Origin of the sequence: Actinomadura coerulea (assembly GCF_014208105.1) — a bacterium.
Classification (GTDB): Bacteria; Actinomycetota; Actinomycetes; order Streptosporangiales; family Streptosporangiaceae; genus Spirillospora; species Spirillospora coerulea.
In genome coordinates this window covers 6846510-6870819 of sequence record NZ_JACHMQ010000001.1, presented here as the reverse complement: position 1 = coordinate 6870819, position 24310 = coordinate 6846510, and the positions used below count along the sequence as shown (strand labels likewise).

Genomic DNA, 24310 nt, shown 5'->3' with positions numbered 1-24310 from the left:
GCAGGGAGAGAGTCTGTTCCAAGAACAGGGCCTCACCGTGGCCGCCTGGATCCGTGAGCGCCGCCTGGAGCGCTGTCGTCACGACCTCGCCGACCCGCGCCTGCTCGCCCGGCCCGTTCAGGGCGTGGCCACCCGGGACCTGGGGCTACTGCAACAAGAACATGCACGAGAACAGTCTGATAAGGATGCGGTCCTGTGACTGGGACGACGCATATGCCGACTGTAGCCCATGGATAAAGACGCGCACCTAGTACGGCGATGAGCCAGACCGCCCTGCCGACTCGCGGCTCAGCCGGGGAGGTCGGCCAGGGCGGCTTCGGCGGCGCGGCGGCCGGACACCAGGGCGCCCTGGATGGATCCGGTGTCGCGGTGGTCGCCGCAGACGTAGCGTCCCCTGTGCATCCGCACCGGGCGGCGCAGCCGCAGTGGCGAAGGCATCGCCGGAAGAGCGGCTCTGATCGGATAAGTGGCGATCAGCTGCCACGCGGCGGTGTCACCGTAGATCTCGTCCAGCCGGCCGCGCACGCGCGACTCGTCGGCGTCGATCCCGAGCACGGAGGTCGAGATGAGCGCGCGGCCGTCGGCGGAGTACTCGGGCGCCGCCTCGGTGAGGACGAGGGTGTCGGTGATGACCCCCTCGGCGTCCAGGATCTGCAGGGGCTCCTCCAGCGGGGACTTCGGCGCCGCGTGGTAGAAGGTGGTGACGTCCCGCATGACGGGCGCCTCGATCTCGGGGACGAGGGCGGCGGCCTGGACGGGGTCGGTCGCCACGACGACGGCATCGGCCTCGAACGTCTCCCCATCGGAGGTCTGCACCCCCTCAGCGGTCACCGCCCGCACGGCGGTCTCCAGTGATAGCGCTCCGTCCGGCAGCCGCGCCGCGAGTTGCTCCGCCATCCGTCCCATCCCGAGGGCGGGGACGCCGATCGTGCCGCGCGCGAACGACCGCCAGATCAGGTGGAAGAAGCGGCTTGAGGTCTCCAGCTCCCGTTCCAGCAGCACTCCGGCCAGAAACGGGCGCAGCAGCTTTTCGGTCATCTGCTCGGAGATGCCCCAGTGGCGGAGCTCCGCGGCCGTGTCGCGTTCGGCTTCGTGCAGGATCCGGGAGACTGGGAACGTCAGGTCGCGGGCGGTCATCGCGGCCAGCGCGGCCTTGTCGCGGACGGAGCCGATATCGGCAAGGGCCCCGCTCAGCGCATGCCGGGGGTGCTTCCATGGGAGCATCACGCGCTCGCGCCGTCCCTGATGGAATACGAGCAGACCGGAAGCGAACGGCCTCACGTCCAGGGCCCGGATGTCCAGGACACGCCTGGCCTCGGGATAGGCGGTGTTGAAGACCTGGAACCCCCGGTCAAGACGGAATCCGTCGACGATGTCGGTCCGCGTCCGGCCCCCGGCCCCGTCGGACGCCTCCAGCACCTGCACCGGCACCCCGGCCTCATGCAGCCTCACCGCACACGCCAGCCCGGCCAGGCCGGCGCCGACGATGACCACGGCACCAGACACTTGCCCCCCACTCTCCGTACCGGCCCCCCGAATGGGCGGTCTGACTTCATGGGGTCCTGCCCAGCCTGTGACCCTCTATCCGGTCGTTCCCCGCCGAACCGGGACTGGGTTCTCAACGGTCATGGCCACCGGTGCGGCCATCGCGTTTCCGGTGCAAGTGGAAGAACCTCCAAGTCGCCCGGCGCTCGGCTATTAATGCAAAGAATTTCGCGTTACTCTCGGAGGCGACCCACGGAGAGGGGCGCCGCATGGACGGGAAGCCGCGCGCGACGGGGGCCGTGCGGCCCGGCGGCCGGACGGCGCGCACCCGTGCGGCGGTGCTGGCCGCGGCCCAGGACGAACTGGAGGCCGGCGGATACGCCGGGCTCACCCTGGAGAAGGTGGCCGAGCGTTCGGGCGTGCATCTGGCCACGCTGTACCGGCGGTGGCGGACGGTCGAGGGACTCGTCGTCGACCTGCTGGGCGAACTGGGCAAGACCGAGATCCCGATCCCGGACACCGGCTCGTTCAGGGACGACCTCCGGGCGCTCGCGCTGGAGATCGCCGCCCTGTACCGGCAGCCCAGGGCCCGGGCGCTCGTCGAGGGCGTCGTGGCCGCCGCCGTCCGGTCCCCCGAGGCGTCCACCGCCTGGGCGACGGTGATCGCCGAGCGCAACCGCCTCGCGTCCCGGATCGTCGATCGGGCCGTGGGACGCGGCGAACTGCCGCCGGGGGCCGACGGCATCGCGATCATCAGCGCCGTCGGCGCCCCCCTCTACTACCGCCTGCTCGTCGCCCGCGGGCCGGTGGACGACGAGGTCGCCGAGAGAGCCGCCGCGGCCGCGCACGCCGCCGCCCTCGGCGGCGCCTTCACCCCCGGTTACTCCCCCGGCCCTCCATAGGCCGCGGCGCACACCCGCCGCACCAGCGAAAGGACCCGCAAATGCGCCAGGACATCGAGTTCGTCTCGGCTGGGACGACCCTCCGCGGATGGCTCTACACCCCCGACGGCGGCTCCGGCCCGCACCCGGCCGTGGTCGTCACCCACGGACTCGGGGCGGTCAAGGAGCAGTACACCGACGACATCGCCGAGGCGCTCGCCGCGGCCGGGCTGGCGGTCGTCCTCTACGACCACGCCTCGTTCGGCGCGAGCGACGGCGAGCCGCGCCAGGAGGTCGATCCCTGGACCCAGATCCAGGGGTACCGGGACGCCATCACCTTCCTGTGCACGCGTCCCGAGGTGGACGCCGAGCGCATCGGGGTGTTCGGGTCGAGCTTCTCAGGCGGGCACGTGCTCGTCGTCGGGGCCGTCGACCGGCGGGTCAAGGCCGTCTACTCGCAGGTGCCGGTGATCAGCGGCGGGACGACCCTGTCGCGGTTCATCCCCAGCGAGGCGCTCGCCGAGGTGCGCAGGAGCTTCGACGCCGACCGGCTCGCCCGGTTCAACGGCGAGGCGCCGGCGATGATCCCCCTCATCACCGCGACCCCCGGGGAGCCCGCCGCGATGGCGGACCGGGAAACCTACGACTGGTACCAGACGATCGAGCCGGAGCGCCTGGCGACGTGGCGCAACGAGGTCACGCTCCGGTCGGTGGAGGCGATCGCCGGCTACGAGCCGGGCGACTACATCGCCCGCATCTCCCCTACGCCGCTCATGCTCGTCGTCGCCCAACACGACATCCTCACCCACAGCGACCTGGCCTTCGCCGCCTACGAACGGGCCCTGCACCCCAAGCGGCTCGTCACCCTGCCCGGCGGCCACTTCGTCGTCTACAACCAGGAGTTCAAGAACACGCTCGCCCTCATGACCGAGTTCTTCCTCCAGCATCTCGCCCCCCGGCCGGCCGCCTGACCGACCACCCGAAGTCCCGGCGCGGTGAAGGGCGTCGTGGCGTTCAAGCGCCTGCGCGGCACCCGTCCTGCCGACGCCGGCGCCGTCCGCGGTCGGTTCCCGGATGACGCGCCACAGATCCTCGCGCCTGCCGGGGCCCAGGTCCAGGCCCACCATTCTCTCCTTAGATGATGCCATCATTCGGATGGTGAGAGTATTTTAAGGTTCGCGGGGATGGGAGGGAGTGATGGGATGGCCCGGCTGACACGGGTTCAGCAGCAGGCACGCACACGCTCAGCGGTGCTGGCGGCGGCCAGGCAGGAGTTCATCGAGCGGGGTTACGCCGCGGCGAAGGTCGACCAGATCGCCTCGCGAGCGCAGTTGACCCGGGGTGCGGTCTACTCCAACTTTCCGGGAAAGCGGGCGCTCTACCTGGCGGTGCTGGTCGAGATGGTCGAAGGCGCCGGCGTCGTGGAGTCCTCGCGACGGCCGGAGTCCGTGGGCGAGGCGCTCGGCTCGTTCGCCCGGGTGTGGCTGGAGCGGTTGCCGCTGACCGGCGAAACGGCGCCGGAAGGCCGTCTGCGGCTGCGCTCACTGGCGGAGGTCGTCGATGACGAGCAGAGCCGCACCGTGCTGGCACAGATCGCCCGGCTGGAGGCGCTGCTGCTGGCCGTCGGGCTGGAGAGCTGCGCGCGGGACGGCTCGGCGCCGCGGCAGGTCCGGCTCGCCGAGCTGGCACTGACCTTGCTGGGCGGATCCGGTCTGCTCGCGGAGATGGCACCCGGTTTCGGTGACGTCTTCGACCGGGTCCGCGCCTGCGAACATCTGGCCGGCCTGCACCTGGCCGACACTTGGGCGCCGCCGTACCTGCCCTTCGTCAAGCCCGCTCCCACACGCCGTGACGCTTGGTCCCCACCAGCGGGACTGACCGATCGGCTCACTGGCGATCGGATCGACCTCCGCGCCGATGGGCTGGTGAGCGTGCTGGGCGCGCACCGCATGGAGGCGGCCGAGGAGGTCGTCCGGTCGGCTCGTCCCGGCGAACGGGTCACGGTGGCCGTCGTCACCGGCGACCCCGACGAGACGGGGCCGCTCCTCCGGCTGCGAGTCGCCGACCTCGCCTCCTGCCTGCGCCGCGTGTTCCCCGCCGAGACCTGGCGGCGGCTGCGGCTGGTCATCGGCGACGACGCGGTCGCGTTGGCGACGGCCATCGGCCTGGCCGACACCGGCGACTTGGCCGAGGCCGCGGTGCGGGTCCAGGACGGCGCGATCGTCGCCCGGGCCGACGGACGGGGCGCCGCCCACGCGGCCGCCACCGCCGCCACGACCGAGACCACTGGCCCCGCGGGCACCGCTCGTTCGACGCGGTCGCGGAAGGCGGGGACGTGACTTCGCCGGGACCCGCCTCGACCGACGGCGACCTGCTGGTGCTGCACGCCCTCCGCTGCTGCGGACACACGGGCACCGCCCGCCTGGCGGCCGCCACCGGTATGGACGAGTCAGCGGTCGAGTCCGAGCTGATCGACCTGGCGGTCGCCGGGCTCGTCACCTACGAGTCCGGCGCGTTCAGCGCATGGGGGCTGACGGACGCCGGCCGCGTCGCCGCCGGTGAGCGCGTCACCGCGCAGCTCCAAGCGGCCGGCGCACGTGCGGCCGTGGCCGGGGCGTACGAGCGGTTCATGGCGCTCAACCCGGAGCTCCTGGACCTCTGCACGGCATGGCAGCTGAGGCCTGTCGACGGCGTCACGACCGTCAACGACCACGGTGATCCCGCCTACGACGCCCGTGTCCTCGGCCGGTTCCGCGACCTGGACCGGCGGGCAGCGGCTGTTTGCGCAGACTTGGCGGCGGTGGTGTCGCGCTTCGGCCTCTATCGGGAACGCCTTTCCGACGCCCTGTCCCGTGCCGACTCGGGGCAGTTGGAGTACGTGGCCGACCACATCGCGTCGTACCACACCGTGTGGGCCGAACTGCACGAAGACCTGCTCGCCACCCTCGGGATCCCCCGGTGAAGTGGATCCGCCAGATCTCTGCCCAGGTCGAAGACCCCGCCGAAACGCTCGGCGCCAAAGCACACGGTCTGGTGGTACTGCACCGTTTGGAACTACCGGTGCCCGCCGCATTCGTCGTCACCACCGAGGCATGCCGGGCCTTCCTCGGCGAAGGGAGTCTTCCCGCCGGGCTCGACACCGAACTCGCGACCGCGATCAGCGGCCTGGAGGCCGCGACGGAACGGCGTTTCGGCGGTGGCCGAACGCCGCTGGCGGTATCGGTCCGCTCGGGGGCGAGCGTGTCGATGCCCGGCATGATGAACACCATCCTCAACCTCGGTCTCACAACGGGAGCGACCCAGGCGCTGGCGGCCGAGACCGGCGACGCGCGGTTCGCTCGCGACTCGCGGCAGCGGTTGCGGGCCGGATTCGCCTCCGCCCTCGCCGACAGCGGTGCCGCCGACCGCCTCGGTGAGGCGGCTCACCCGTCCCGGGCGGGCCGGCAGCGGCGCGGGGAAACGATTCCGGACGACGCGTTCCGGCAATTGGAGGTGGCGGTCGAGACCGTGTTCTCGTCGTGGAACGCGCCGCGCGCGCGGACCTACCGCGAACTCCACGGCATCCCGCACGACCTCGGCACCGCCGTGATCGTGCAGGCCATGGTGTTCGGGAACCGCGACGATCGCAGCGGCTCCGGGGTCGCCTTCAGCCGCGACCCCAACACGGGGAAGAACGTCCCGTTCGGTGACGTCCTGTTCCGTCACCAGGGCGAGGACATCGTCTCGGGCCGGTCGGCGGCTCGGCCCCTGCACGAGCTCCGCTCGCGAGAACCGGCCGTGTGGGCCGCCCTGACCGACGCCCTGGCACGGCTGGAGCGGCACCACCGCGACGCCTGCTACGTCGAGTTCACCTTCGAGGCCGGCGAGTTGTGGCTGTTGCAGGTCCGGCCCTGCCGGTACGGCGGCGCCGCCGGCGTGGGCGTCGCGGCCGATCTGGCCGACGAGCACCTGATCACCCGTCACGAAGCACTGCGCCGAGTCTCCCCGCACCATCTCCAGCACGTCCGCACACCGCGCATCGCGGCCTCCCCGCAGACCGACGTGCTCGCCCGAGGGGTGGGGGCCTGCCCAGGCGTCGCCGCCGGCAAGGTCGCCACCACGACCGAGGCGGCGGTGCGGATGGTCGCCGACGGCCCCGTCATCCTGGTACGCCCGGAGACGTCCCCGCACGACATGCGCGGCCTGGCCGCCGCCGCGGGCATCGTCACCGCCCTCGGCGGGCCGGCCAGCCACGCCGCGGTCGTCGCCCGGGCGATGAGCAAACCCGCCGTCGTCGGCATCACCGGCCTGGAGATCGACGCCGGCGCCTCGGTGACGGCCGGTGGACGCGTCATCGGCGAAGGCACCCCGGTCACCATCGACGGGACCAGCGGGACGGTGGCCCTCGGCACCCCCCCGACCACCACCGGCACGGCCGACTCGCGTCTGCGCCGGCTGCTGTCATGGGCGGACGAGGTATCCGGCGACCGCACTGAACGCGACGAGCTTCAGCGTCTCAGAGCGGCCCACGCCGCGTTGGGCCACACACCGCGAGGATGACGATGGCGGCCCCTGCCCGCGCCGCAGGTGAACAGGTGCGTTGGGGACGAGGCAGCGGGTGCGTCATGTGCCGGTTCTGGCCGCTTCGACGGCGCCGCCATCGGCCCGACCACCAGGTGCTCGGAGCTGCCGAAGGGGGCGTAGAGCCTGCCGCAAGGCATCGCTCCGTTCTCGGTTGAGGCCGCGGATGTCGGCAGGAGGTCCGCGGGTGGCGCCGTCAGCTCGTCCGGCGTCGCTTCTTCCATTCGGCGACGACGGCCTCGACGTGTTTGCGGATGTCGTCACTGCGGTCCGCGCTGCCGTTGACGTCACGGCACGCCTGGCCGTACTCGGCCCACAGGGCATCGTCGGCGAGGCGGAACCTGCGTTGCGGGTTGCCCGGTGTGGGCATGTCAGCCGCCCAGCTTCACGACCAGCGAGCGCAGGTGCTGTGTCGCGGCGTTCTCCTGGCCTCGCTTCACCCACGCCGCGATGTGTTCGCTGACCAGTTCGGCGAGGCTCGCACACTCGTCATCGCTGAACTCGACCGTGGTGGTGGTACTGGTTCGGCAGTCGTAAGCCGTGAAGAGGATGTCTCCGACCGCCTGTTCGGCCGCGGGCGGCTTGAGGTTGCGCTGAGCGTGCCACCCGGCGCTGCTGTTGACGACGCCCCAGCCGTGCAGGGCTTCGTAATTGGTGAGTTCGAGCCTCATGGGCCGGTACCTCTCGCTGAAGAGGGTGTGGCCACACCCCTACGCAGCACACTACGCGGGTAAGGCGCGCAGACCGATCGGACGACACGCCCGACGCCGAGGGGCGGGCCGGGCGGCGGGGCGGGACGACCTTGCCCGCGGCGGGTAGTGCAGTGGCGCGGCCTGGGAACGTCCGACCCCCGCACTATGGTGCGTCTTTATGAACACACTCCACACCAGCCGTGATGAGAAGGCCCGGACGTGAGCCGGTACCGGGGATCCGCCACCCTGATCGACAGCGGGGGAACCGAGGTCGAGGTCTACGTCGATCTGCGCGCCAAGCAGCGGGAGTGGTCCGGGACCGCGACCATCGCCGACTTCGATGCCGGCGCCTCTCACGACCAGACGCTGAGACTCCCCGACGGCCGCGAGGGGCAGGTCACGCTCGGCGGTTCGCAAGCCTGGTCCGACGTCATCACGCTGGTCGGAAGCGGTCCGCCGCCCTTCGCCTGAGCGGAGGGCAGGGTTGTTCGGGCACCCCGGCGGTCACTTGACGGGCTTGCCGCGCGCGCCGGTCGGCGCGCAGTCGGCTCCCTTGCAGGTCCCGCTGTAGACGGCGACCGGCCAGACGGTCCCGCCTACTGCCCCCGCGCAGCATGCCCAAATGCGCGCCGGCAGCGCCGTGCCGCTCGACGGCGACGACACCGCGGCCCGCGCGGGTGACGGACGTGGCATGCATGGACGCAACGAGGGCCCCGGGCGGTGCTGTCACACGTCCGGGCCCGGTCACGGATTTCCTTGCTGCGGATTCGCCTGAGTGTCATCGCGCCGGAACGCGCGCCTGCGGTTGCGTCAGTGAGGTCGTCCGGGTGATGCTGCTACCAATCCGGCAGCGTCAACAGCTTCGGTGGGTCATGGACGTGGTCAGCTTCGCCGCCATTCCAGCGGAAGAGCGGTTCGCCTTCTGGCGCGAGATGAGCGCGAAGATGTGGATGCCGCTCGACGCGCACTGCGAGCCGCATCTGGAAGGCACGTTCCAAGCCCATGTCGCTCTCGGCGGGTTCGGCTCCGTTCAAGCGACCCTGTTGACCGCGAAGTCGCTGACGATCCAGCGCACGCCCAGGCTCATCCGCCGGTCCGACCCGGAGACCTTCTTCGTGACCTGCGCCGTGCGCGGTCACGCAATAGGAGAACAAGCTGACCGGGATGCGGAACTGCGTGCCGGGGATCTGATGCTCCGTGACAGCTCCCGCCCCTACCTGACTCGATTCGGATCGGCGGATCCCGCGGGCGGGCAACTGCTCTCGTTGCAGTTTCCTCGTTCGGTGCTGCCCTTGCCCGAGCGGGGCCTGCGCGAGCTCAGCGCGGTCCGCATCCGCGGCGATCGGGGTATCGGCGCGCTGGCCTCGCAGTACCTGCTGGAGTTGGCTCGCCGCCTTGAGCACTTCAGCGCGGCCGAAGCCTCGCGGGTTTCCACGCTGACTCTGGACGTCCTGACCGCCGCGCTGGCCAGCGCACTGGACGCCGGCAGCGAGGTTCCGCCGGGCGGCCGGCGGCGCGCACTGCTCGCCCAGATCCACGCTTTCATTCGAGCGAACCTGGGCGATGCGCACCTGACCCCGGGCGCGATAGCCGCCGCCCACCACATCTCGTTGAGCTACCTGCACCAGTTGTTCCGGGCCGAAGAGCACACCGTCGCCGGCTTGATCCGCGAACGCCGCCTGGAGCAGTGCCGGCGCGACCTGAGCGACCCGCTCCTCACCGCCACCTCGATCGGCGCCATCGCGGCCCGGTGGGGTTTCACCAGTCCGGCCCACTTCAGCCAGGCCTTCCGCGCCGCCTACGGCCTGTCGCCCCGCCAGTTCCGCCGGCAGTGCGCTCCCTAAAGAGCCCTTCGGGGCGGCCTCGCGGCCTCCCCGCACACCGCAGCACCATCTTCCAGTTGATCGCCACGAAGATCATTTGTCGCTTATTTGCCGCTGACGCTCACCGCGATCACGAGGCACCGGACGGCGCGTTCCTGGCCTGAGGCGGTCGTCTGACCTGATGCCAAGGCCTTTTTAGCCTCGAACCCAATGGGTCGATCCATCCGTCCGTTCCCCACCCGACGGGCTGTCACCTGTCATTCTGAGTCAAACCGCCCCTGCTCGGGTGGTGGCTTCGATGAGACGCGTGGCCGTCCGCATCGCGTCGCCCACGCGACCGGCGGGACAGTGATGCGCTGACGGTGTTTGAATGGAGCCATGGAGTTCACGATCATCATAGATCTGTTGATGCTGCTCATTCTGGTCTATGGAATCATGAAAAGGAGGCGTCTTCGGCGGGTGGGGGTGCGCGCTACCGGCGTAGTGGTCCGCCACATCGAAAGACGGGGAGAGAAAGACACTTACGAGGTTCCAGTGATCGCCTTCTTTGACGAGACGGGAAAGAGGTTCGAGTTTATCCCGCCCGCATCCGTCTTCGAGCCCATAGCTCGCGAAATCACTATCCTGTATCCATCTGGAGAACCACACAAGGCGGTGGTCGACAACCATAACTACCGTGAACATGATTATTGGTTCGCGGGCATCCTTTCGGCTGTCATTCTTCTTTTGGTCATCATTTGGATATTTGACTGACTGATTTGAATGGACCGGGCTGGCCCCGCCCCTTGATGTCGGACCGGGCTGCGGTTCCTGCAGTCGCGTATTTGCGAGTGCCTCGTCTTGGGTCGTCCTTCCTGTGCCGGCTATCCTCTGAGGGTCACGAAGATCATCGCGACAGAGGCCGCCGTGTTGAGCGCCTGGAGGACCAGGCCGAGGACCGTGACCCAGTATTCGTGCGGAAACGGCTCCATGTCCGGCTCGAAGTTTTCGATTTGCGTCATCACGGGTCTCCGTCCGCGAGGCGGGAGTGAGGACTCCAGCAAGCCAGCACGCCGGCAGGTTGCGCTAGCCCGCAACCCCCGCCGGAGGGGGAGTTGCGCAAGGTGGCAACCCCGTTGCGCGGTGGCAACCCCCTTACGCGCGCCGATCTCGCCGAATGATCAGGCCGGCGTGGTGCAAGATAGGGGCATGAGCGAGTCGATCCCCGGGCAGCCGGCGCCCAGCACGAGTCGGCTAGCGCAACTGGACGCGAACCTCAGTCCTGAGGTGAAGGCATGGGCTGAGGAGCTGCGAAGGCTCTGGAAGGCCACCGATATGTCGATGAACCGCTTTCTCAGTGAATCTCCGCTCAACCTCAACAAGGGCACCCTCTCTCGCTATCTCAGCGGCAAGCGCGTTCCGGGCGACACCTGGCTGATGAACAAGTTGTTGGACACTATGGCCGCCCAGGGCAAGGAGGTCCCCCCGGAAGTCCGAGATAACCTGACCAACCTGCATCTACAGGCCTTAGAGAAGGCCCACCCACACGCGTACAAGGTGCGGCAGGTCAGCGACCAGCTGCAGCTGGCGGAACTCCAACAGCGCAACGCCGAGCAGTATGCCCACAAGTTGGAGGAGCAACTGGCCGACCTGACCCGGCAGTACCGCGAACTCACCGATCAGCTCAGCAGACTCCGACTGGAATGGAACGCCGAGCGCGCTGCCCTCCAAGCCGAAAAGAACCACCTCGAACAGGAGATCTCCGACCTGAAACACCGCTTGGAGAACACCCACCAGTACATCAGCGCCACCGAGCAACGCCGTCGTCAACTGGAGCGCACCCTCGACACCCTGGACAGCCTGGACACGGTTCCCGATTCAACGTCCGAGTTTCCGCAGATCACTGCCAAGGCCATACGCGATAAGGAATTCGGCACCGTCAGGCTCCGCACTGGCTACAATCCGAATCAAGTCGACCAATTCCTTGAGATGATCGAGCGCGAGGTCGATCGGCTCAACGCCGACCGAGCAAGACTGGCGGAAGAGAACGTCAGGCTCCGCCAATTTCTGTTCGATGACGGCCGGGCACAAGCGTAGTCGGTCCATCCTCTCTGCCGAGGAGCTCCAGTCCCAGCTCGACACGCTCGCCGGACTCCTGGCCCACACCGGCCCGCCCCTCGAAACAGCATGACCCTAAAACTCGGCCTCAGTAACGGGTCCAAGTGTCCGCCTTGCCAGGGCACTACGAGGCAGGCATCGCGCAAGCCGACCAACGCCCGGATTCGGCATTCCCCAGCCGCGGGCGCACACTGGCAGCCAGCCTCGATCGAGGTTCGCACGCCATGGGCGTTGCTAGAGCTGAAATCAAAATCCTGGGTCTTGTGCAGCGCTGCACAAGTTTGCGGTTGGCGGCGTAGCCGCTGTTCTTCCCCCGCCTTCCTCCCCCCGGGCCGACGAGACCTGTACTTAAAGAAGTGTGCGCTCACTAAAGAAGTGTGCACTCGGCCGTAACGACATGATCCTCTCCGTCCCGCATCCTCGATCGCAGAGAACCCGACTCGTTCCAGGAGGCAGAAGGACGATGAAGTACGGCAAAAGATCGATGGTGCTGGTCCTGGGTGTGGCCGCCACGCTCCCGCTGAGCGTCACCGCGAACGCCGCGCCCGCCGGATCCCCCTCGAACGCCAGAGCGTGCTCGCCAGGAACCAGCTACATCAGCAACCAGGGCGACATCGGTCTCGGAGTGATGTTCGACTGGCGGGGCTACGGAAAGATCTACGCCGAGGGCTACTACGACAGGGTTCTGCCGGTCGGCCAGCGCACGGACTGCGCCAGCGGCTTCGGCTGGCCCTATGCCGACGGCTACTACGTCGCCTCCGGGTACTGCGCCGAGATCAGGACCACCGACTCCAGCGGCAGATGGAAGTACTACAGCACCGTCACGGCCGGGCAGTCGTGGCGCCCCGACCTCGGCCGGTCCTACGAGAGATGGGAGGTCAACCAGTTCCGCTGCTGAGGCGGGACGCCCGGCAGGGACGGTGGCCGGCGGGTCAGTGCGGCAGCACGTCCGGGAAGCCGAACATCGCGACCAGCGCGGGATCGTGGAACTTCACCACGCGGGAGACGCCGGTGGCGGTGGGGGCCAGCACCACGGCGCCGTCGGCTCGGAGCGCTCCCCCGGCATCGCGGCGGTAGACGACGGCGGCGGGCTGGCCGTTGGCCGCGGTGGCGATCATCCGCCAGTCGCCCGGGGCGCCGAGCACGTACGCGTCGAGTACGCGGACGCACATCGCCCGGCCCGCCTGCCATTCGCGGAACGGCGTCGCCTCCAGCGTGGCGTCCTCGCGCAGCACCTGTTCCATCAGGCCGGCGTCGGAGCGCTCGAAGGCCGCGATGTAGCCGTCGAGCAGCGCGCGTGCCCGCCGGTCGGCCGGTTCGAGCAGTTCCTCGGGCTTCGGCTCCAACTCGTCCAGCCGGGCGCGGGCACGCTGCAGACCGCTCTTGACCGCCGCCGTGGTGGTGTCGAGGATCTCCGCGGTCTCGGCCGCCGAGAACGCCAGCACCTCGCGCAGGATGAGGATCGCGCGTTGGCGGGCGGGCAGGTGCTGCAGGCCGGCGATGAGCGCCAGCCGCAGCGACTCGCGTTCGACCGCCACAGCCGCCGGATCGTCGGCGGGCGGGGCGGTCCATGCGTCCGGCAGCGGTTCCAGCCACGAGACCTCGCCCGGCGCGACGGGTCTCGGCGGATGACCGAACCGGTCGTCCGGGCCCGCCAGGCCCGAGGGCAGCACCCGGATCGGGCGCGGCTTCAACGCCGTCAGGCAGACATTCGTGGCGATCTTGTAGAGCCAGGAGCGGATCGACGCCCGGCCCTCGAAGCCGGAATAGGACCGCCACGCCCGCAGATAGCTCTCCTGCACCAGGTCCTCGGCGTCGTGGGCCGAGCCGACCATGCGGTAGCAGTGCGCCAGCAACTCCCGGCGGAACCGCTCGGTCTCGGCGGCGAACCGGTCTCGGCTCGGCGCCGCCCGCGGATCCGATGTCACGCCAGGAGCCTAGTCCCGCGCCGCTCCGGGCTTTTGCCGTGCGCGGCGTCACCGGCTCGGCTTCAAAAGGTTTCTCAGGGCAGCAGGGCCAGCTTGCCGACGGTGGCTCTGGCTTCCAGTTCCGCCAGGGCCTTCGGACCGTCGGCCAGTTCGTACACGGCCGGCCGGCCGGGAGCGATCACGCCGGCCGCGATCAGCTTGGACAGCTCGCCCATCAGCTCGCCGAAGATCTGCGGTGCGGCCTGGATCAGGACGCCGAGATTGAGGCCGATGACCTGGACCTGGTGCTCGTACACCAGCTCCCAGTTGGTGATCGGGGCCTCGCCGCCCGCCACGCCGAAGACGACGACCCGGCCGGTGACCCGCTTGGCCGCCGCCAGGCCGGCGGCGAAGGCGGCGCCCCCCGCCGACTCCAGCACCAGATCGACGCCGGAGCCGCCGGTCAGCTCCATCACCGCGGCGGTGAGATCGCCGTCGACCGAGTCCAGGACGTGGTCGGCCCCGAGTGCCAGCACCGTCTCGTGCTTGCCCGGTGAGGCGGTGGCGATGACCGTCGCGCCGTAGTGCTTGGCCATCCTCACCGCAGCCTGGCCGGTCCCGCCCGCCGCTGCGTGGATCAGCACGACGTGCCCGGCGGCGATGCCGCCCAGAGGCTTGAGCGCGGCCAGCGCGGTGGGCCAGTTCACGGCCAGCCCCAGCGCCTGCTGCTCCGTCCAGCCCGCGGGCACCGGCACGGCCGCGGCGGCGGGCAGGGCCATGTACTCGGCGAAGGCACCCGATCCGACGCCGATGACGCGGGCCCCCGGTCGCGGGTCGGTCACCGCCTCCCCCACCGCGACGACCTCGCCGGCGGCCTCGAAACCCGCCAGGTACGGCGGCCGCGGGCCGCCTGCGAACGTGCCGCGGGCCTTCGAGATGTCGGCGAAGTTCACCCCGGCGGCGGTGACGCGGATGAGGATCTCGTCCCGCCCGGGGCTCGGCACCGGCGCGTCGGTGATCAGGCGCATGTCCTGCGGGCCGTTGAGGGACGTCTGCCGCAGCGCGCGCATGGTCGCGGGAATGCTCACTGGCGATCGGCCTTCCTTCTCGGGGTGCATGGGAGAGACCGACCGTCCCGTCGCGCGGGCCGCGCCTCCCACCATGTAGACCTCACGCGCCGGAGAAAGGAATCGCCCCCTCCCGAACCGCCCGGCCCCGCCCCGACCCGGGCCGCCTGAGCGCTCACCCTGCCGGGCCACGCGGGGACGGCGCGCGGCGTCGCCCTGCTGAGCCCCGCCCCTCCAAGTCCTTCGCGCGGGGCGGCGGACATGTGCCGCCCCGCGCGTGCCGGTGTCTCGACGGCCGTCCGGCTCTCAGCGCCGCGGAGAAGGGGCCTGCCCCGACCGGTCACTCAGGTCATGTGCGGGCAGGGGTCAGGCGCGGAAGGTGACGTGGGCGGAGAGCCGTTCGCCGCTGAACAGGAGGACTCCGGCGCTTCCCGTGGTGGTCACGGACCAGTTCTGGTTGCCGGAAGGGTTGTTCACCCACCCCTTGACCGTGCAGGACTTGACGTCCCGGCACAGGTGCTGGGCAATGGCCGGCTTGCCCGGGTTCACGCCGGACACGACGTCGATGATCGCGGTCTTCTTGTTGCACTCGATCTTGCCGTAGTGCCAGACGCGGCCTCCGACGGTACCGGCGCTGGCGTAGGTCCGGCACTTCAGACTCTGGTTGGCGAAGTGGCCGTTCCAGGGGCCGTAGTCCGTCTTCTTGATCGCTGTCGCGGCGGCCTGACCTCCAGCCGCCTGACCACCGGCCGCCTGACCACCGGCCTGACCACCGGCGGCCTGACCTCCAGCGGCCGCGACGGACCCCGTGGCGGCGACGCGCGCCGCGGGCTTCGGCGAGGACGTCGACTCGATGGTGAGACCGGAGACCACCGCTCCACCGGCCAGGGCGACGCCCAAGGCGCCCGCCGCGACGAGTGCGTTCTTCCGTTTCATGGCTGAACCCTTTCTGAGGGACGGGCCACATCGGCTGAGCGATTCGGTCCCGTCGTTGACATTCAGCGAAGTTAACGAGCCGAACCGTTCGCGATTCAGGGCCTTAGGGCCCTGAAACCGGAGGGCGGGGACCTCAGTCAGTCTCGGCAGCACGAACCGGCGCCGTCCGCTCCAGCCGCCTCCGCGCCGGCGCAACCACTGCGCGAACGGTGCAATTAGCCTGAAGAGGCGTGGTCCTCCCCCTGTTCAGGAAGCCGGCGATCCCAGACGCGAGAACCTGCCTCCACCGCTGGCCCACATGGTGAAACGCCGAAAGCGGCGGGAGCGGGCCGTGTCGGGCCCGCTCCCGCCGCTGCCGGAGTTTCAGCTCTTTCGCAGCGCCGCGAAGAAGGTGCGCAGGTCGGCGGTCACCGCGTCGGGGACTTCGAGGGACGCGAAGTGGCCGCCGCTGGGGAACTCGCTCCAGTGCACGATGTTGGTGTTGTCGCGTTCGGCGAGGGAGCGGATGGTCTGGAAGTCGTCGGCGAAGACCGCGACGCCGGTCGGTGCGGTGTTGATGGCCGGCTCGGCGCCGGAGTGCGCCTCGGCGTAGTGGTAGCGGCCCGCGGTGGCCTGGGTGTTGGTGAGCCAGTACAGCGTGACCTGGGTGAGGATCTGGTCGCGGGTCACCAGGCTCGTTCCGTTGCCGAAGGAGTTGAACTGCTCGCTCCAGGCCAGCTGGCCGACCGGCGAGTCCGCGATGCCGACCGCGACCGTCTGCGGCCGGGAGGCGTTGATCGCGTTGTAGCCGCCGACCGACTGGAACCACTGCATGTGCTCCAGCGCCGCGTACTCCTTGGGGCCGAAGCCGGCGAACTCGGCCGGGTCGCCCGAGGGGAAGGAGAACAGCTGCAGCACGTGCATGCCGAGGTATCCGGGCGGCTTGAGCAGGCCGAGCTCCCTGGAGACCATGGCGCCGGCGTCGCTGCCGTGCGAGCCGTAGGACTCGTAGCCGAGCCGGCGCATGAGGGCGTCCAGGGTGCGGGCGACCCGCGCCATCGTCCAGTCCCCGTCCGACAGCGGGGTGCTGAAGCCGAAGCCGGGGATCGAGGGGACGACCACCGAGAACGCGTCCTCGGCCCGTCCGCCGTGCGCGACGGGGTCGGTGAGCGGGCCGATCATGTCGAGGAAGTCGGCGAACGAGCCGGGGTAGGTGTGGATGAGCAGCAGGGGGGTGGCGTCCGCCTCGGCGGAGGGCACGTGGATGAAGTGGACGTCCTGGCCGTCGATGTCGGTGATGTAGTGCGGGAACTCGTTCATCCGCGCCTCCTGCTCCCGCCAGTCGAAGCCGTCGCGCCAGTGGTCGACGGTCTCGCGCAGGTACCCGTTCGGCGTGCCGAGGTCCCAGTTGTCGACCGCGGCGGGGCGGGGCAGCCGGGTGTTGGCCAGCCGCTGGGCGAGGTCGTCGAGCTCGGCCTGCCCGATCTGCACGCGGAAGGGGCGGATCTCGGCGGAAACGTTCGTCGTCGTCGTCATGCCCCTACGGTAGAAGCCATATAGGAAGACTTGATTCCTATTGGTGCGGCATCATGAGATTCATGCTGGAAACTTCGGCGAGGCTGCTCGCCCTGCTCTCGCTGCTGCAGTCGCGACCGTCCTGGCCGGGCTCCGAGCTGGCCGAACGCCTCGGCGTGAGCGGACGCACGATCCGCAACGACATCGCGCGGCTGCGTGAACTCGGCTATCCCGTGGACGCCACGCGCGGCACGACCGGTTCCTACAAGCTCGGCGTGGGCACGAAGCTGCCGCCGCTGCTGCTGGACGACCAGGAGGCCGTCGCCATCGCGATCGGGCTGCGCGCCGGAACCGGCATCAGCGGCATCCAGGACAGCAGTGCCCGTGCCCTGGCCAAACTGGAGCAGGTGCTGCCGCACCGGCTGCGCCGCCAGGTGGCGGCGATCCACCAGTCCACCTCGCATGGGCCGGAGAACACCGGTTCCAACGTCGAGGACCCGGAGATCGACCCCGGGGTCCTGACCCAGATCGCGACGGCCGTCCGCGACCACGAATGGTTACGCTTCGACTACACCGGGGCCGACGGCCAGGAGGGCGAGCCGCCCTCCGGCACGGCGGCGACGTCCGGGCACAAGCTCGTGGAGCCCTACCGGCTCGTCAGCTGGGCGCGCCGCTGGTACCTGGTCGGCCGCGACCCCCAGGCCGGCACCTGGGCGACGTTCCGGGTCGACTGGATCACCCCGCGCACGCCCACCCACCGCGTGTTCGCCCCGACCCCCCTGCCCGGGCTCGACTACACCAGCTTCGTCCTGCGCGACGTCGCCTCGACGGGCTGGAAGGTGCACGCCCGGATCACCGTGTTCGCCTCCGCGCAGGAAGTGCTCTCGCGGATCAACGCCGCCGTCGGCGTGGTCGAATCGGTCAACGACCAGCAGTGCGTACTCGTGACCGGGGCCGACAGCCTCGAAACCATCGCGGTGTACATCGGCATGCTCGGACTCGACTTCGAGGTCACCGGACCGCCCGGTCTCATCGACCACCTCGCGGTCCTGGGCGAACGCTACCTGCGCTCGATCGGCCGGTGAGCGAGAGTTCAGCGAGACGGGCGCGCGGTCGGGTCGCCGGCCACCAGGACCCGGTCGACGCTAGGCCGAGGCCGCTTTCGGCCCCGTCATCCCAGGTCGGCCGGAATCCATCGCGGGCCACTTCGTTGCTCGATATGGTGCACCCATACTGGGCGGAAGGGTAGGAATGCGGGGGCTTAGGCCAGTTCGATCCGGGCTGCTCGTCCTTCTCGCCCTCGCTTTCGTTCCGGTGGCCGCCGCTCCCGCCAGCGCCGCCGCCGGAGACACCGCCGATGACGCCCGCCTCGTCCACTGCCTCAGCCCTGCGCACCAAACCGAACTGGTCAACGCGGCGGTCGCGCTCGGTCTCGGAGAACGCGCCGCGGCTCGCACGCACATCAAGGTGGCGGGCAAGGCAACGCCCCTGGACGCCTGGCGCAAGCAGAAGCCCGAGGCGTTCGACCGCGCGTGCAAGGCGCTGTACGAGGCGTCCAAGGAAGGCGGTTCGAGCGGGGGCGGCTCAGGGGCCCTGAGTCTGTCGGAACTGGTGAAGATCCTGCTCGCCGCCGCGGCGGGCGCGGTCCTCACCATGCTCGCGGGCGACTGGCGCAGCGCCCGCGACACCGGGATGCTCCGGGCCGACGAACTACGCCGGGCCGCACGCCAGTACGGCTCCGCGGCTTCCGAGTACGCGCAGGCCTGGGTGTCCTACAGCGCCGGTCCTCTGCCGTCCGACGAGGCCGTCGGCAAGGCCGGAGCCGAGTTGGACGCGCAGTTGCGCCGCTACGAGCTCTTGCGCAAGAGATGGCGTGCGCCCACCAGGCTCCGCACCACGCTGGCGACCGCACCGCTGGGAGACGCGCTCGGCAGCGGATGGGGCGGCACGTCGTCCCAGGACCGCGCGTCCCGCAGCCAGGACATCGACACGGCCCTGGCCGAGGTGCGGGACGGCTGCGAGGTGCTGGCCCTGGCGCTGGAGCGCCCCGGACGTCTCCATCCCGAGATGAAGGCATGACATGACAACGAAGGAGCGAAGGTGATTCCGTTCCCGGAGCTCGGGCCGCTGTGCCCCTGGGAGACGCCGGACCACGCCGACCGCTATGCCGCTGTGGACCATGCCCAGCACGCGTTCGAGGAGTTCCAGGGCCACTTCGCCGACTGCTCCCCGCTCCTGGCCAAGGGGCGGATGGTGCTGGTCTCGGGCGGCAGCAAGTGCGGGAAGACGTCACTGATCCACCGGTGCGCGCACTGGCTGCGGGACCATCCGCCCGCCGACCACCGGCCCATGATCATCGATCTGACTCGCGACCACGCGAAGGCGGGGTCGATCGACGACCGCATGGGGGAGGTCTGGAAACGGCTGCTGCGCGAGCTGAAGTTCTCGGGGATCTTCGAGAAGGAGGAGCTCGGGCTGCTGGGCGAGGAGACCGGCGGGCCGCTCGCGCTGGCGTACGAGACGCTTTCACGGCTGCTCCAGCAGAAGAAGTGGATCTTCATGCTGCTGCTGCCGCAGTCGACGGTCCCCGAGGAACTGGTCCGCTACGGGGGCCTGGCCGCCGAGCGCAACCTCCTGTTCTTCGCCGAGACCTCCTACGAGGACGTCGCCGAGACCAGCGCTCGGCAGCTGTACGCCGCCCCACCGCTCCGGCTGCGCGTCGGCACGCTCGGCGCGGAGGACGGCTGGGCCTACCTGAGCCACTTCGTCCCCGACGGCTCCGGCCCCACCGTCAGCGAGGAGACCATGCGCAAGGTCATCCAGGAGCGCAACCTGGGGGTCCAGCCGATGACGGTCACCGAGCTGCAACGGCTGATGCGGGGCATCTGGAGCTACGCCGCCGAGCACGGCAGAACCGACCTGACCTTCGACGACTTCAAGACGTACGCCTACCGCACGGCGGAGTACCTGTGAACTCTTCGCAGAGCACGGGCAACCAGGGCACGGGCAGGCAGAGCACGGGCAACCCGTTCCCGGCCGCCGCCGTGGCCCGGCGCTCGGCCCTGGCCGACGACCTCGTCACCGTCCGGACCGCGGCCATCCGCGAGGCCCTGTCCTTCGCCGACGACTATCTCGCGGGCTGGAACGCCGACGGCGCGGCGAACGCGGCCTCGGGGAGCGTGGTCGCCGTCGTCGGCGAGTACGGCACGGGCAAGACCCACCTGGCCCTGGAACTGATGCTGCACATCTCCGGGGCCGCCGGGCAGGACGTCCGGCACCTCTACCTGGACGCGCCCGCCGACACCTTCCTGGCCCTCTACAAGCAGCGCTTCCTGGCCGAGCTGACCAAGGACGAACTCCGTGAGCGGGTCCAGGAGTACTACGCGGACCTCGTCGCCGACTCGCTCACCCAGTCGAAGCTGACCGACCACGCCGCGCAGCGGCTGCGCGACCGCGAGGTCCGGGCCGAGGAGGTCATCGAGCAGCTCGGCCTCATGAAGAGCGCGTTCGTCCAGATGCTGCGGGAACGGCTGCGAGCGATCACCGAGAACGACGCGTTCGCCACGGCCCTCACGCTGTTCCTGCAACCCGAGTTCGAGCACGCGGTCTGGGAGTGGCTGCGCGGGCACGTCCCCGACCAGGCCCTCGCGGAGCGCGGGATCACCGCGGCGATCGACACCGACACCGCCGCGCTCGAGGCCATCGGCGTGGTGGCGTTCCTGTACGGGCGGCAGAGCCGCCGGTTCGTGGTGGTGATCGACGAACTGGAGAAGGTGCTCTCCTGGCAGCACTCCCCGGCCACCGACACGGCGCGGGCCTTCAAGAAGCTGCTGGAGGTGTTCGGCGCCGCCCGCGCGTTCCTGGTGCTGTCCGGGCTGCCCGACTTCCTGGAGGCCCTGCCGGAGGACGTGCGGCAGCGGATCGGCTGCATCGTCCGGCCGTCGGCGCTGACCCCCGCCGAGACGCGGCAGTACATCCTCGACAGCCAGGAACGCGCGGGCCACCCCCGCGAACTGGCCCCGTTCACCGAGGCGGTGACCGACTACCTGGTGACGCTGGCCGGCGGGAACGCGCGCACGATCGTCAAGCTCTGCCACCACGGCTACCGCATGGCGCGGACGGCGGGCACCGACGTCACCCGGGCGATGATCCGCGAGGCCGCCCGGGACCAGTTCCAGCTGGCGACCCGCGACGACGTGCGCGCCGAGATCGCCCGCGTGCTGGACCTCGGCGGCTGGCCGTTCGAGGCGCAGGCCGCCCCGAAGGGCACCGGGGTACGCGCCGACTTCTGGGTCGTCCACGGCGAGGACGGCGGCGGCTGCGCGGTGCTCATCGCCGACTCGCTGCTCGGGCCCAAGGACGCCTCGGCCCTGGCCGCGCAGGTCGAGAAGGTGAAGGCCGGTCGTGAGGACCGCGCCGCCCTGCTGGTGGTCAACGGCTACCTCGCCGAGACCGCGGTCCCGGTCCTGGCCGGCGCCGGGGACCGTCCGCCGCTCGTGCACAGCCGACGCCGCTTCGCCGAGGACTTCGAAGCCGCTATCAAGGGCGTCATGCAGCGGCTCGAGGCCGCCGGCCAGGAGAACGAACTGAAGGTCCTGCACCGGCGGGTCGAGCGGCAGGGGCGGCAGCAGTCGCAGATCCTCAGGGAGATCCAGTCGCTCGGCGAGGAGCGGGACGAGGTCCGCCGCGTGCTCGGCGATCTCGGCCGCACCCAGCGCCAGGACACCGAGACGCTCGCGGCGTCGCTCAACGAGCTCGTACGCCTCACCCGGCAGGGCGAGTCGGGCATCGCGAAGACGCAGACCAGCAACGAGGCCGTTACGGGGCTGAACAACCCGACGATCAACGGCGACGTCCACATGCATTTTCACGGGCCCGCCGATGATCCACCGGAACCCGTCGAGCCCAGCTTCCTCCCGGGGGAGGTCGACGCGCTCTTCACCGGGGCCCTGGACCGGCTCGAGGAGCTGACTCCGCACGAGAAGATCATCACTTCGCTGTTCGACGACCGCGCCGACCGGCCCGGCAGCTGGAGCATCTCCGACGTCACATCGGACTTCCTGCGCGTGGTCGGCGTGTGGGTGATGCTGCGGGACACCGTCGCGGGTTTCCGCAACGCCATCGCCGCGTGGTTCCGTGCCGGCCCAGAGCGTTATGAAGACCTGAGGAACCTGTGCAGAAGCTATGACATGGTCGTCAGTCTGCTGTCGCCGCGGGCGATCGAGGAGCTCACGAGGGCGCTGGGCCCGAGCGAGCAGGACGACGTTCGCCGCGTCTTCCTGGAGCTGGGTTCCCAGGTCTACGGGGCCGCGCGCCTGACCACAAGGAATCAGGGGCGCGAGGAGTTCATCTGACCCTGTGGCTCCAGGGTCGTGCCGGACGGCGCGTGCCCGCGCCCGCGCCGTCCGGTGGTGTCAGGCTTCGGCGGGTCGCTTGGGCAGCTTCCAGCCGGGACGGGGGAAGTGGCAGGTGTAGCCGTTCGGGTACTTCTGCAGGTAGTCCTGGTGCTCGGGCTCGGCTTCCCAGAAGTCGCCGGCGGCGGTGACCTCGGTGACGACCTTGCCCGGCCACAGGCCGGAGGCGTCGACGTCGGCGATGGTGTCCTCGGCCACCTTCCGCTGCTCGTCCGAGGTGTAGAAGATCGCGGAGCGGTAGCTCGTGCCGACGTCGTTGCCCTGGCGGTCCACGGTCGTCGGGTCGTGGATCTGGAAGAAGAACTCCAGCAGCGCCCGGAAGTCGGTCTGGTCGGGGTCGTAGACGACCTCGATGGTCTCGGCGTGGGACCCGTGGTTGCGGTAGGTGGCGTTGGGCACCTCGCCGCCGCTGTAGCCGACGCGCGTGGAGACCACTCCGGGCCGGCGGCGGAACAGCTCTTCCATCCCCCAGAAACAGCCGCCCGCGAGCAGTGCCCTCTCGGTTGCCATGTTCTCTGTCCCCCTCGTGTCCTTCGTCGATGGCTAAAGCGGGCGTCGCACCGGCGTTATTCCATGGGCCGCCCCTGTCGCTGCTCGGCGAGCCACTGGTCGAAGGTCGTCGGCATGATGCGGGCGTCCGGGCCGGGCAGCAGCACGTTGCCCGCCGTCTCCGGGCTGAAGATCCCCGACCACGTCGGCACGAGCTTCACCGTGCGGCCGCGCGCCTGGTGGGTGCGCCGGGCCATGTCGACCAGGTCCTGCGGGTCGGGCCCGGCGACGTCGCGGTAACGCCCCCGCGGCTGCCGGCCAGGCGCGATCTCGGCGAGCACGGCGGCCACGTCCGCGGGGGCGACCGGCTGCACCAGCAGCGGCGCGATCGTGGCGACGCCGTCCCGCTCGGTCCAGCTCGTCACCATCGCGGCGAAGTCGTGGAACTGCGTGGCCGGGACGATCGTCCACGGCACCGGACCGGCGGCCACCAGGCGCTCCTGCTCTCGTTTGCCGGCGTAGTGCGCGTTGCCCTCGATGCGGTCGACACCCGCGATCGACAGCAGCACGTGGTGGCCGACGCCGGCCCGCTCCTCGGCGGCGAGCAGGTTCCGCGTGACGGCACCGAAGTAGGCCACCGTCTCGGCCGGGTCGGCCGCGGTGCTGTTGGTGGCGTCGACGACCGCGTCGACGCCGGCCAGCACGTCGTCGAGGCCCTCCCCGGTCGTCAGGTCCACGCCGAGCGAGCGGCTGATGCCCACCACCTCGTGGCCGTCCCGCTGGAGAGCGGCGGCGGTGAGGGTTCCGATGTTCCCGGTCGCGCCGGCGACGGCGATCCGCATGGCGTCCTCCCTTGTCCTGGCGGTCCTTGTCTGGCGGTCGAGCCGACGCTATCACGGATAAAATAGATCCACGATATCTGCGGTAGACTTCGGGGGTGAAACTGCCTGTTAGCACCGAATGGGTCCTGCACTGCGCGACCACGCTGGCCCAGCTGGATCCGGGAGTCAGCGCGTCGACGGCTCAGCTGGCGCAGTACTACGACCTGCCGGCGCCCTATCTCGCCAAGCAGCTGAAGGCCCTCGTCAAGGCCGGACTGCTCACCGCGACCGCGGGCCCGCGCGGAGGATTCCGTCTCGCGCGGCCCGGCTCCGAGATCACGCTCCTGCAGATCGTCGAGGCCGTCGACGGCACGTCCTCACCGTACGAGTGCCGCGAGATCCGGCGGCAGGGCCGGGGGGCGCTGCCGGCCGCCGAATGCCGGAGCACCTGCGTCCTCGCCGCGAAGATGGCGGACGCGCACCGGGCCTGGCGGGACAGCCTCTCCGGCGTCACCCTGGCCGACGTCCTCGACACCCTCCCGCCGTCGGCGCCCTCCCGCACCCGAGCGCGCCTGGCGGAGATCACATAGCGCCCGGAGGGACGGTTTTCGATCTTCGCCTCCGGGGCCCGCGGGCGTCATTAG

Annotated in this window: 25 protein-coding genes; 15 read left to right on the top strand and 10 right to left on the bottom strand. The window is 70.2% G+C overall.

What is annotated here, in order from left to right; all coding sequences use genetic code 11:
• Positions 1 to 288 precede the first annotated feature (288 nt).
• The gene (locus BKA00_RS31875) at positions 289 to 1506 is read right to left on the bottom strand and encodes an NAD(P)/FAD-dependent oxidoreductase (RefSeq protein ID WP_185031370.1); all 1218 of its coding nucleotides are present in this window, start codon (positions 1504 to 1506) and stop codon (positions 289 to 291) included.
• A 248-nt stretch (positions 1507 to 1754) separates the two neighbouring features.
• Between BKA00_RS31875 and BKA00_RS31870 the strand changes: the two genes are divergently transcribed.
• The 5 genes from BKA00_RS31870 (at position 1755) to BKA00_RS31850 (ending at position 6905) form a co-directional block, all read left to right on the top strand.
• Positions 1755 to 2387, top strand: coding sequence for a TetR/AcrR family transcriptional regulator (locus BKA00_RS31870; RefSeq protein WP_185031368.1), 633 nt, complete (start codon positions 1755 to 1757; stop codon positions 2385 to 2387).
• A gap of 41 nt (positions 2388 to 2428) precedes the next feature.
• Entirely contained in the window at positions 2429 to 3337 is a 909-nt protein-coding gene (locus BKA00_RS31865) for an alpha/beta hydrolase (protein WP_185031366.1), read from the top strand.
• A 231-nt stretch (positions 3338 to 3568) separates the two neighbouring features.
• The gene (locus tag BKA00_RS31860; protein ID WP_185031364.1) at positions 3569 to 4705 is read left to right on the top strand and encodes a TetR/AcrR family transcriptional regulator; all 1137 of its coding nucleotides are present in this window, start codon (positions 3569 to 3571) and stop codon (positions 4703 to 4705) included.
• Positions 4702 to 5328 (top strand): transcriptional regulator, encoded by a 627-nt coding sequence (locus BKA00_RS31855; protein WP_185031363.1) that lies wholly within the window; start codon positions 4702 to 4704, stop codon positions 5326 to 5328. Before BKA00_RS31860 ends, BKA00_RS31855 begins: the two co-directional genes overlap by 4 nt.
• Positions 5277 to 6905, top strand: a complete 1629-nt coding sequence (locus BKA00_RS31850) for a pyruvate, phosphate dikinase (RefSeq protein WP_338072182.1) — start codon at positions 5277 to 5279, stop codon at positions 6903 to 6905. The genes BKA00_RS31855 and BKA00_RS31850 overlap by 52 nt, the downstream gene beginning before the upstream one ends.
• Positions 6906 to 7122: 217 nt before the next feature.
• Here the strand turns inward: BKA00_RS31850 and BKA00_RS31845 are convergent, their stop codons facing one another.
• Together BKA00_RS31845 and BKA00_RS31840 are read right to left on the bottom strand one after the other, a co-directional pair.
• Complete coding sequence (locus BKA00_RS31845) at positions 7123 to 7296, bottom strand: hypothetical protein (protein WP_185031359.1); 174 nt, start codon at positions 7294 to 7296, stop codon at positions 7123 to 7125.
• Position 7297: 1 nt separating this feature from the next.
• Positions 7298 to 7597, bottom strand: coding sequence for a hypothetical protein (locus tag BKA00_RS31840; RefSeq protein ID WP_185031357.1), 300 nt, complete (start codon positions 7595 to 7597; stop codon positions 7298 to 7300).
• A 240-nt stretch (positions 7598 to 7837) separates the two neighbouring features.
• Here BKA00_RS31840 and BKA00_RS31835 point away from each other — a divergent pair, with 240 nt between their 5' ends.
• The 3 genes from BKA00_RS31835 (at position 7838) to BKA00_RS31825 (ending at position 10194) form a co-directional block, all read left to right on the top strand.
• Complete coding sequence (locus tag BKA00_RS31835) at positions 7838 to 8089, top strand: DUF4873 domain-containing protein (protein ID WP_185031355.1); 252 nt, start codon at positions 7838 to 7840, stop codon at positions 8087 to 8089.
• Between the two features lie 401 nt (positions 8090 to 8490).
• Positions 8491 to 9462 carry a helix-turn-helix domain-containing protein gene (locus tag BKA00_RS31830; RefSeq protein ID WP_185031353.1) on the top strand — a complete coding sequence of 324 codons (972 nt, stop codon included), beginning with the start codon at positions 8491 to 8493 and terminating at the stop codon, positions 9460 to 9462.
• Positions 9463 to 9819: 357 nt separating this feature from the next.
• Complete coding sequence (locus tag BKA00_RS31825; RefSeq protein ID WP_185031351.1) at positions 9820 to 10194, top strand: DUF3592 domain-containing protein; 375 nt, start codon at positions 9820 to 9822, stop codon at positions 10192 to 10194.
• Positions 10195 to 10304: 110 nt separating this feature from the next.
• Here BKA00_RS31825 and BKA00_RS31820 read toward each other — a convergent pair whose 3' ends face one another.
• Positions 10305 to 10442 (bottom strand): hypothetical protein, encoded by a 138-nt coding sequence (locus BKA00_RS31820; protein WP_185031350.1) that lies wholly within the window; start codon positions 10440 to 10442, stop codon positions 10305 to 10307.
• A 187-nt stretch (positions 10443 to 10629) separates the two neighbouring features.
• Here BKA00_RS31820 and BKA00_RS31815 point away from each other — a divergent pair, with 187 nt between their 5' ends.
• Both BKA00_RS31815 and BKA00_RS31810 read left to right on the top strand, forming a co-directional pair.
• Complete coding sequence (locus BKA00_RS31815; protein WP_185031348.1) at positions 10630 to 11517, top strand: DivIVA domain-containing protein; 888 nt, start codon at positions 10630 to 10632, stop codon at positions 11515 to 11517.
• 484 nt (positions 11518 to 12001) lie between these two features.
• Positions 12002 to 12436: a hypothetical protein gene (locus BKA00_RS31810; RefSeq protein WP_185031346.1), complete on the top strand. Its 435-nt coding sequence runs from the start codon at positions 12002 to 12004 to the stop codon at positions 12434 to 12436.
• Between the two features lie 34 nt (positions 12437 to 12470).
• On the opposite strand, the gene BKA00_RS31805 is transcribed toward BKA00_RS31810, so the two are convergent.
• From BKA00_RS31805 to BKA00_RS31790, 4 genes are all read right to left on the bottom strand, one after another.
• Positions 12471 to 13466, bottom strand: a complete 996-nt coding sequence (locus tag BKA00_RS31805; protein WP_185031344.1) for an RNA polymerase subunit sigma-70 — start codon at positions 13464 to 13466, stop codon at positions 12471 to 12473.
• A 74-nt stretch (positions 13467 to 13540) separates the two neighbouring features.
• The gene (locus tag BKA00_RS31800) at positions 13541 to 14533 is read right to left on the bottom strand and encodes a zinc-binding dehydrogenase (RefSeq protein ID WP_230299321.1); all 993 of its coding nucleotides are present in this window, start codon (positions 14531 to 14533) and stop codon (positions 13541 to 13543) included.
• 345 nt (positions 14534 to 14878) lie between these two features.
• Entirely contained in the window at positions 14879 to 15448 is a 570-nt protein-coding gene (locus BKA00_RS31795) for a hypothetical protein (RefSeq protein WP_185031342.1), read from the bottom strand.
• A 363-nt stretch (positions 15449 to 15811) separates the two neighbouring features.
• On the bottom strand, positions 15812 to 16963 hold the full coding sequence (locus BKA00_RS31790) for an epoxide hydrolase family protein (protein ID WP_185031340.1): 1152 nt from the start codon (positions 16961 to 16963) through the stop codon (positions 15812 to 15814).
• A 62-nt stretch (positions 16964 to 17025) separates the two neighbouring features.
• Here BKA00_RS31790 and BKA00_RS31785 point away from each other — a divergent pair, with 62 nt between their 5' ends.
• The 4 genes from BKA00_RS31785 (at position 17026) to BKA00_RS31770 (ending at position 22296) form a co-directional block, all read left to right on the top strand.
• Entirely contained in the window at positions 17026 to 18027 is a 1002-nt protein-coding gene (locus tag BKA00_RS31785; protein ID WP_185031338.1) for a helix-turn-helix transcriptional regulator, read from the top strand.
• Positions 18028 to 18256: 229 nt separating this feature from the next.
• On the top strand, positions 18257 to 19021 hold the full coding sequence (locus BKA00_RS31780) for a hypothetical protein (protein WP_185031336.1): 765 nt from the start codon (positions 18257 to 18259) through the stop codon (positions 19019 to 19021).
• 21 nt (positions 19022 to 19042) lie between these two features.
• Entirely contained in the window at positions 19043 to 19915 is an 873-nt protein-coding gene (locus tag BKA00_RS31775; protein WP_185031334.1) for a hypothetical protein, read from the top strand.
• On the top strand, positions 19912 to 22296 hold the full coding sequence (locus BKA00_RS31770; RefSeq protein ID WP_185031332.1) for a BREX system ATP-binding domain-containing protein: 2385 nt from the start codon (positions 19912 to 19914) through the stop codon (positions 22294 to 22296). Before BKA00_RS31775 ends, BKA00_RS31770 begins: the two co-directional genes overlap by 4 nt.
• 60 nt (positions 22297 to 22356) lie before the next feature.
• Here BKA00_RS31770 and msrA read toward each other — a convergent pair whose 3' ends face one another.
• Both msrA and BKA00_RS31760 read right to left on the bottom strand, forming a co-directional pair.
• Positions 22357 to 22866 (bottom strand): peptide-methionine (S)-S-oxide reductase MsrA, encoded by a 510-nt coding sequence (gene msrA / locus BKA00_RS31765; protein WP_185031330.1) that lies wholly within the window; start codon positions 22864 to 22866, stop codon positions 22357 to 22359.
• Between the two features lie 56 nt (positions 22867 to 22922).
• Positions 22923 to 23687, bottom strand: a complete 765-nt coding sequence (locus BKA00_RS31760) for an SDR family oxidoreductase (RefSeq protein ID WP_185031328.1) — start codon at positions 23685 to 23687, stop codon at positions 22923 to 22925.
• Between the two features lie 95 nt (positions 23688 to 23782).
• Here BKA00_RS31760 and BKA00_RS31755 point away from each other — a divergent pair, with 95 nt between their 5' ends.
• Positions 23783 to 24256 carry an RrF2 family transcriptional regulator gene (locus BKA00_RS31755; protein WP_185031326.1) on the top strand — a complete coding sequence of 158 codons (474 nt, stop codon included), beginning with the start codon at positions 23783 to 23785 and terminating at the stop codon, positions 24254 to 24256.
• The last annotated feature ends 54 nt before the right edge of the window (positions 24257 to 24310 follow it).

Bases quoted from the DNA above. Each gene is read 5' to 3' on its own strand.
- BKA00_RS31870 (WP_185031368.1), top strand. From the start codon at position 1,755: ATGGACGGGAAGCCGCGCGCGACGGGGGCCGTGCGGCCCGGCGGCCGG.
- BKA00_RS31865 (WP_185031366.1), top strand. From the start codon at position 2,429: ATGCGCCAGGACATCGAGTTCGTCTCGGCTGGGACGACCCTCCGCGGA.
- BKA00_RS31860 (WP_185031364.1), top strand. From the start codon at position 3,569: ATGGCCCGGCTGACACGGGTTCAGCAGCAGGCACGCACACGCTCAGCG.
- BKA00_RS31845 (WP_185031359.1), bottom strand. From the start codon at position 7,296: ATGCCCACACCGGGCAACCCGCAACGCAGGTTCCGCCTCGCCGACGAT.
- BKA00_RS31840 (WP_185031357.1), bottom strand. From the start codon at position 7,597: ATGAGGCTCGAACTCACCAATTACGAAGCCCTGCACGGCTGGGGCGTC.
- BKA00_RS31830 (WP_185031353.1), top strand. From the start codon at position 8,491: ATGGACGTGGTCAGCTTCGCCGCCATTCCAGCGGAAGAGCGGTTCGCC.
- BKA00_RS31825 (WP_185031351.1), top strand. From the start codon at position 9,820: ATGGAGTTCACGATCATCATAGATCTGTTGATGCTGCTCATTCTGGTC.
- BKA00_RS31820 (WP_185031350.1), bottom strand. From the start codon at position 10,442: ATGACGCAAATCGAAAACTTCGAGCCGGACATGGAGCCGTTTCCGCAC.
- BKA00_RS31815 (WP_185031348.1), top strand. From the start codon at position 10,630: ATGAGCGAGTCGATCCCCGGGCAGCCGGCGCCCAGCACGAGTCGGCTA.
- BKA00_RS31810 (WP_185031346.1), top strand. From the start codon at position 12,002: ATGAAGTACGGCAAAAGATCGATGGTGCTGGTCCTGGGTGTGGCCGCC.
- BKA00_RS31795 (WP_185031342.1), bottom strand. From the start codon at position 15,448: ATGAAACGGAAGAACGCACTCGTCGCGGCGGGCGCCTTGGGCGTCGCC.
- BKA00_RS31790 (WP_185031340.1), bottom strand. From the start codon at position 16,963: ATGACGACGACGACGAACGTTTCCGCCGAGATCCGCCCCTTCCGCGTG.
- BKA00_RS31785 (WP_185031338.1), top strand. From the start codon at position 17,026: ATGCTGGAAACTTCGGCGAGGCTGCTCGCCCTGCTCTCGCTGCTGCAG.
- msrA (WP_185031330.1), bottom strand. From the start codon at position 22,866: ATGGCAACCGAGAGGGCACTGCTCGCGGGCGGCTGTTTCTGGGGGATG.
- BKA00_RS31760 (WP_185031328.1), bottom strand. From the start codon at position 23,687: ATGCGGATCGCCGTCGCCGGCGCGACCGGGAACATCGGAACCCTCACC.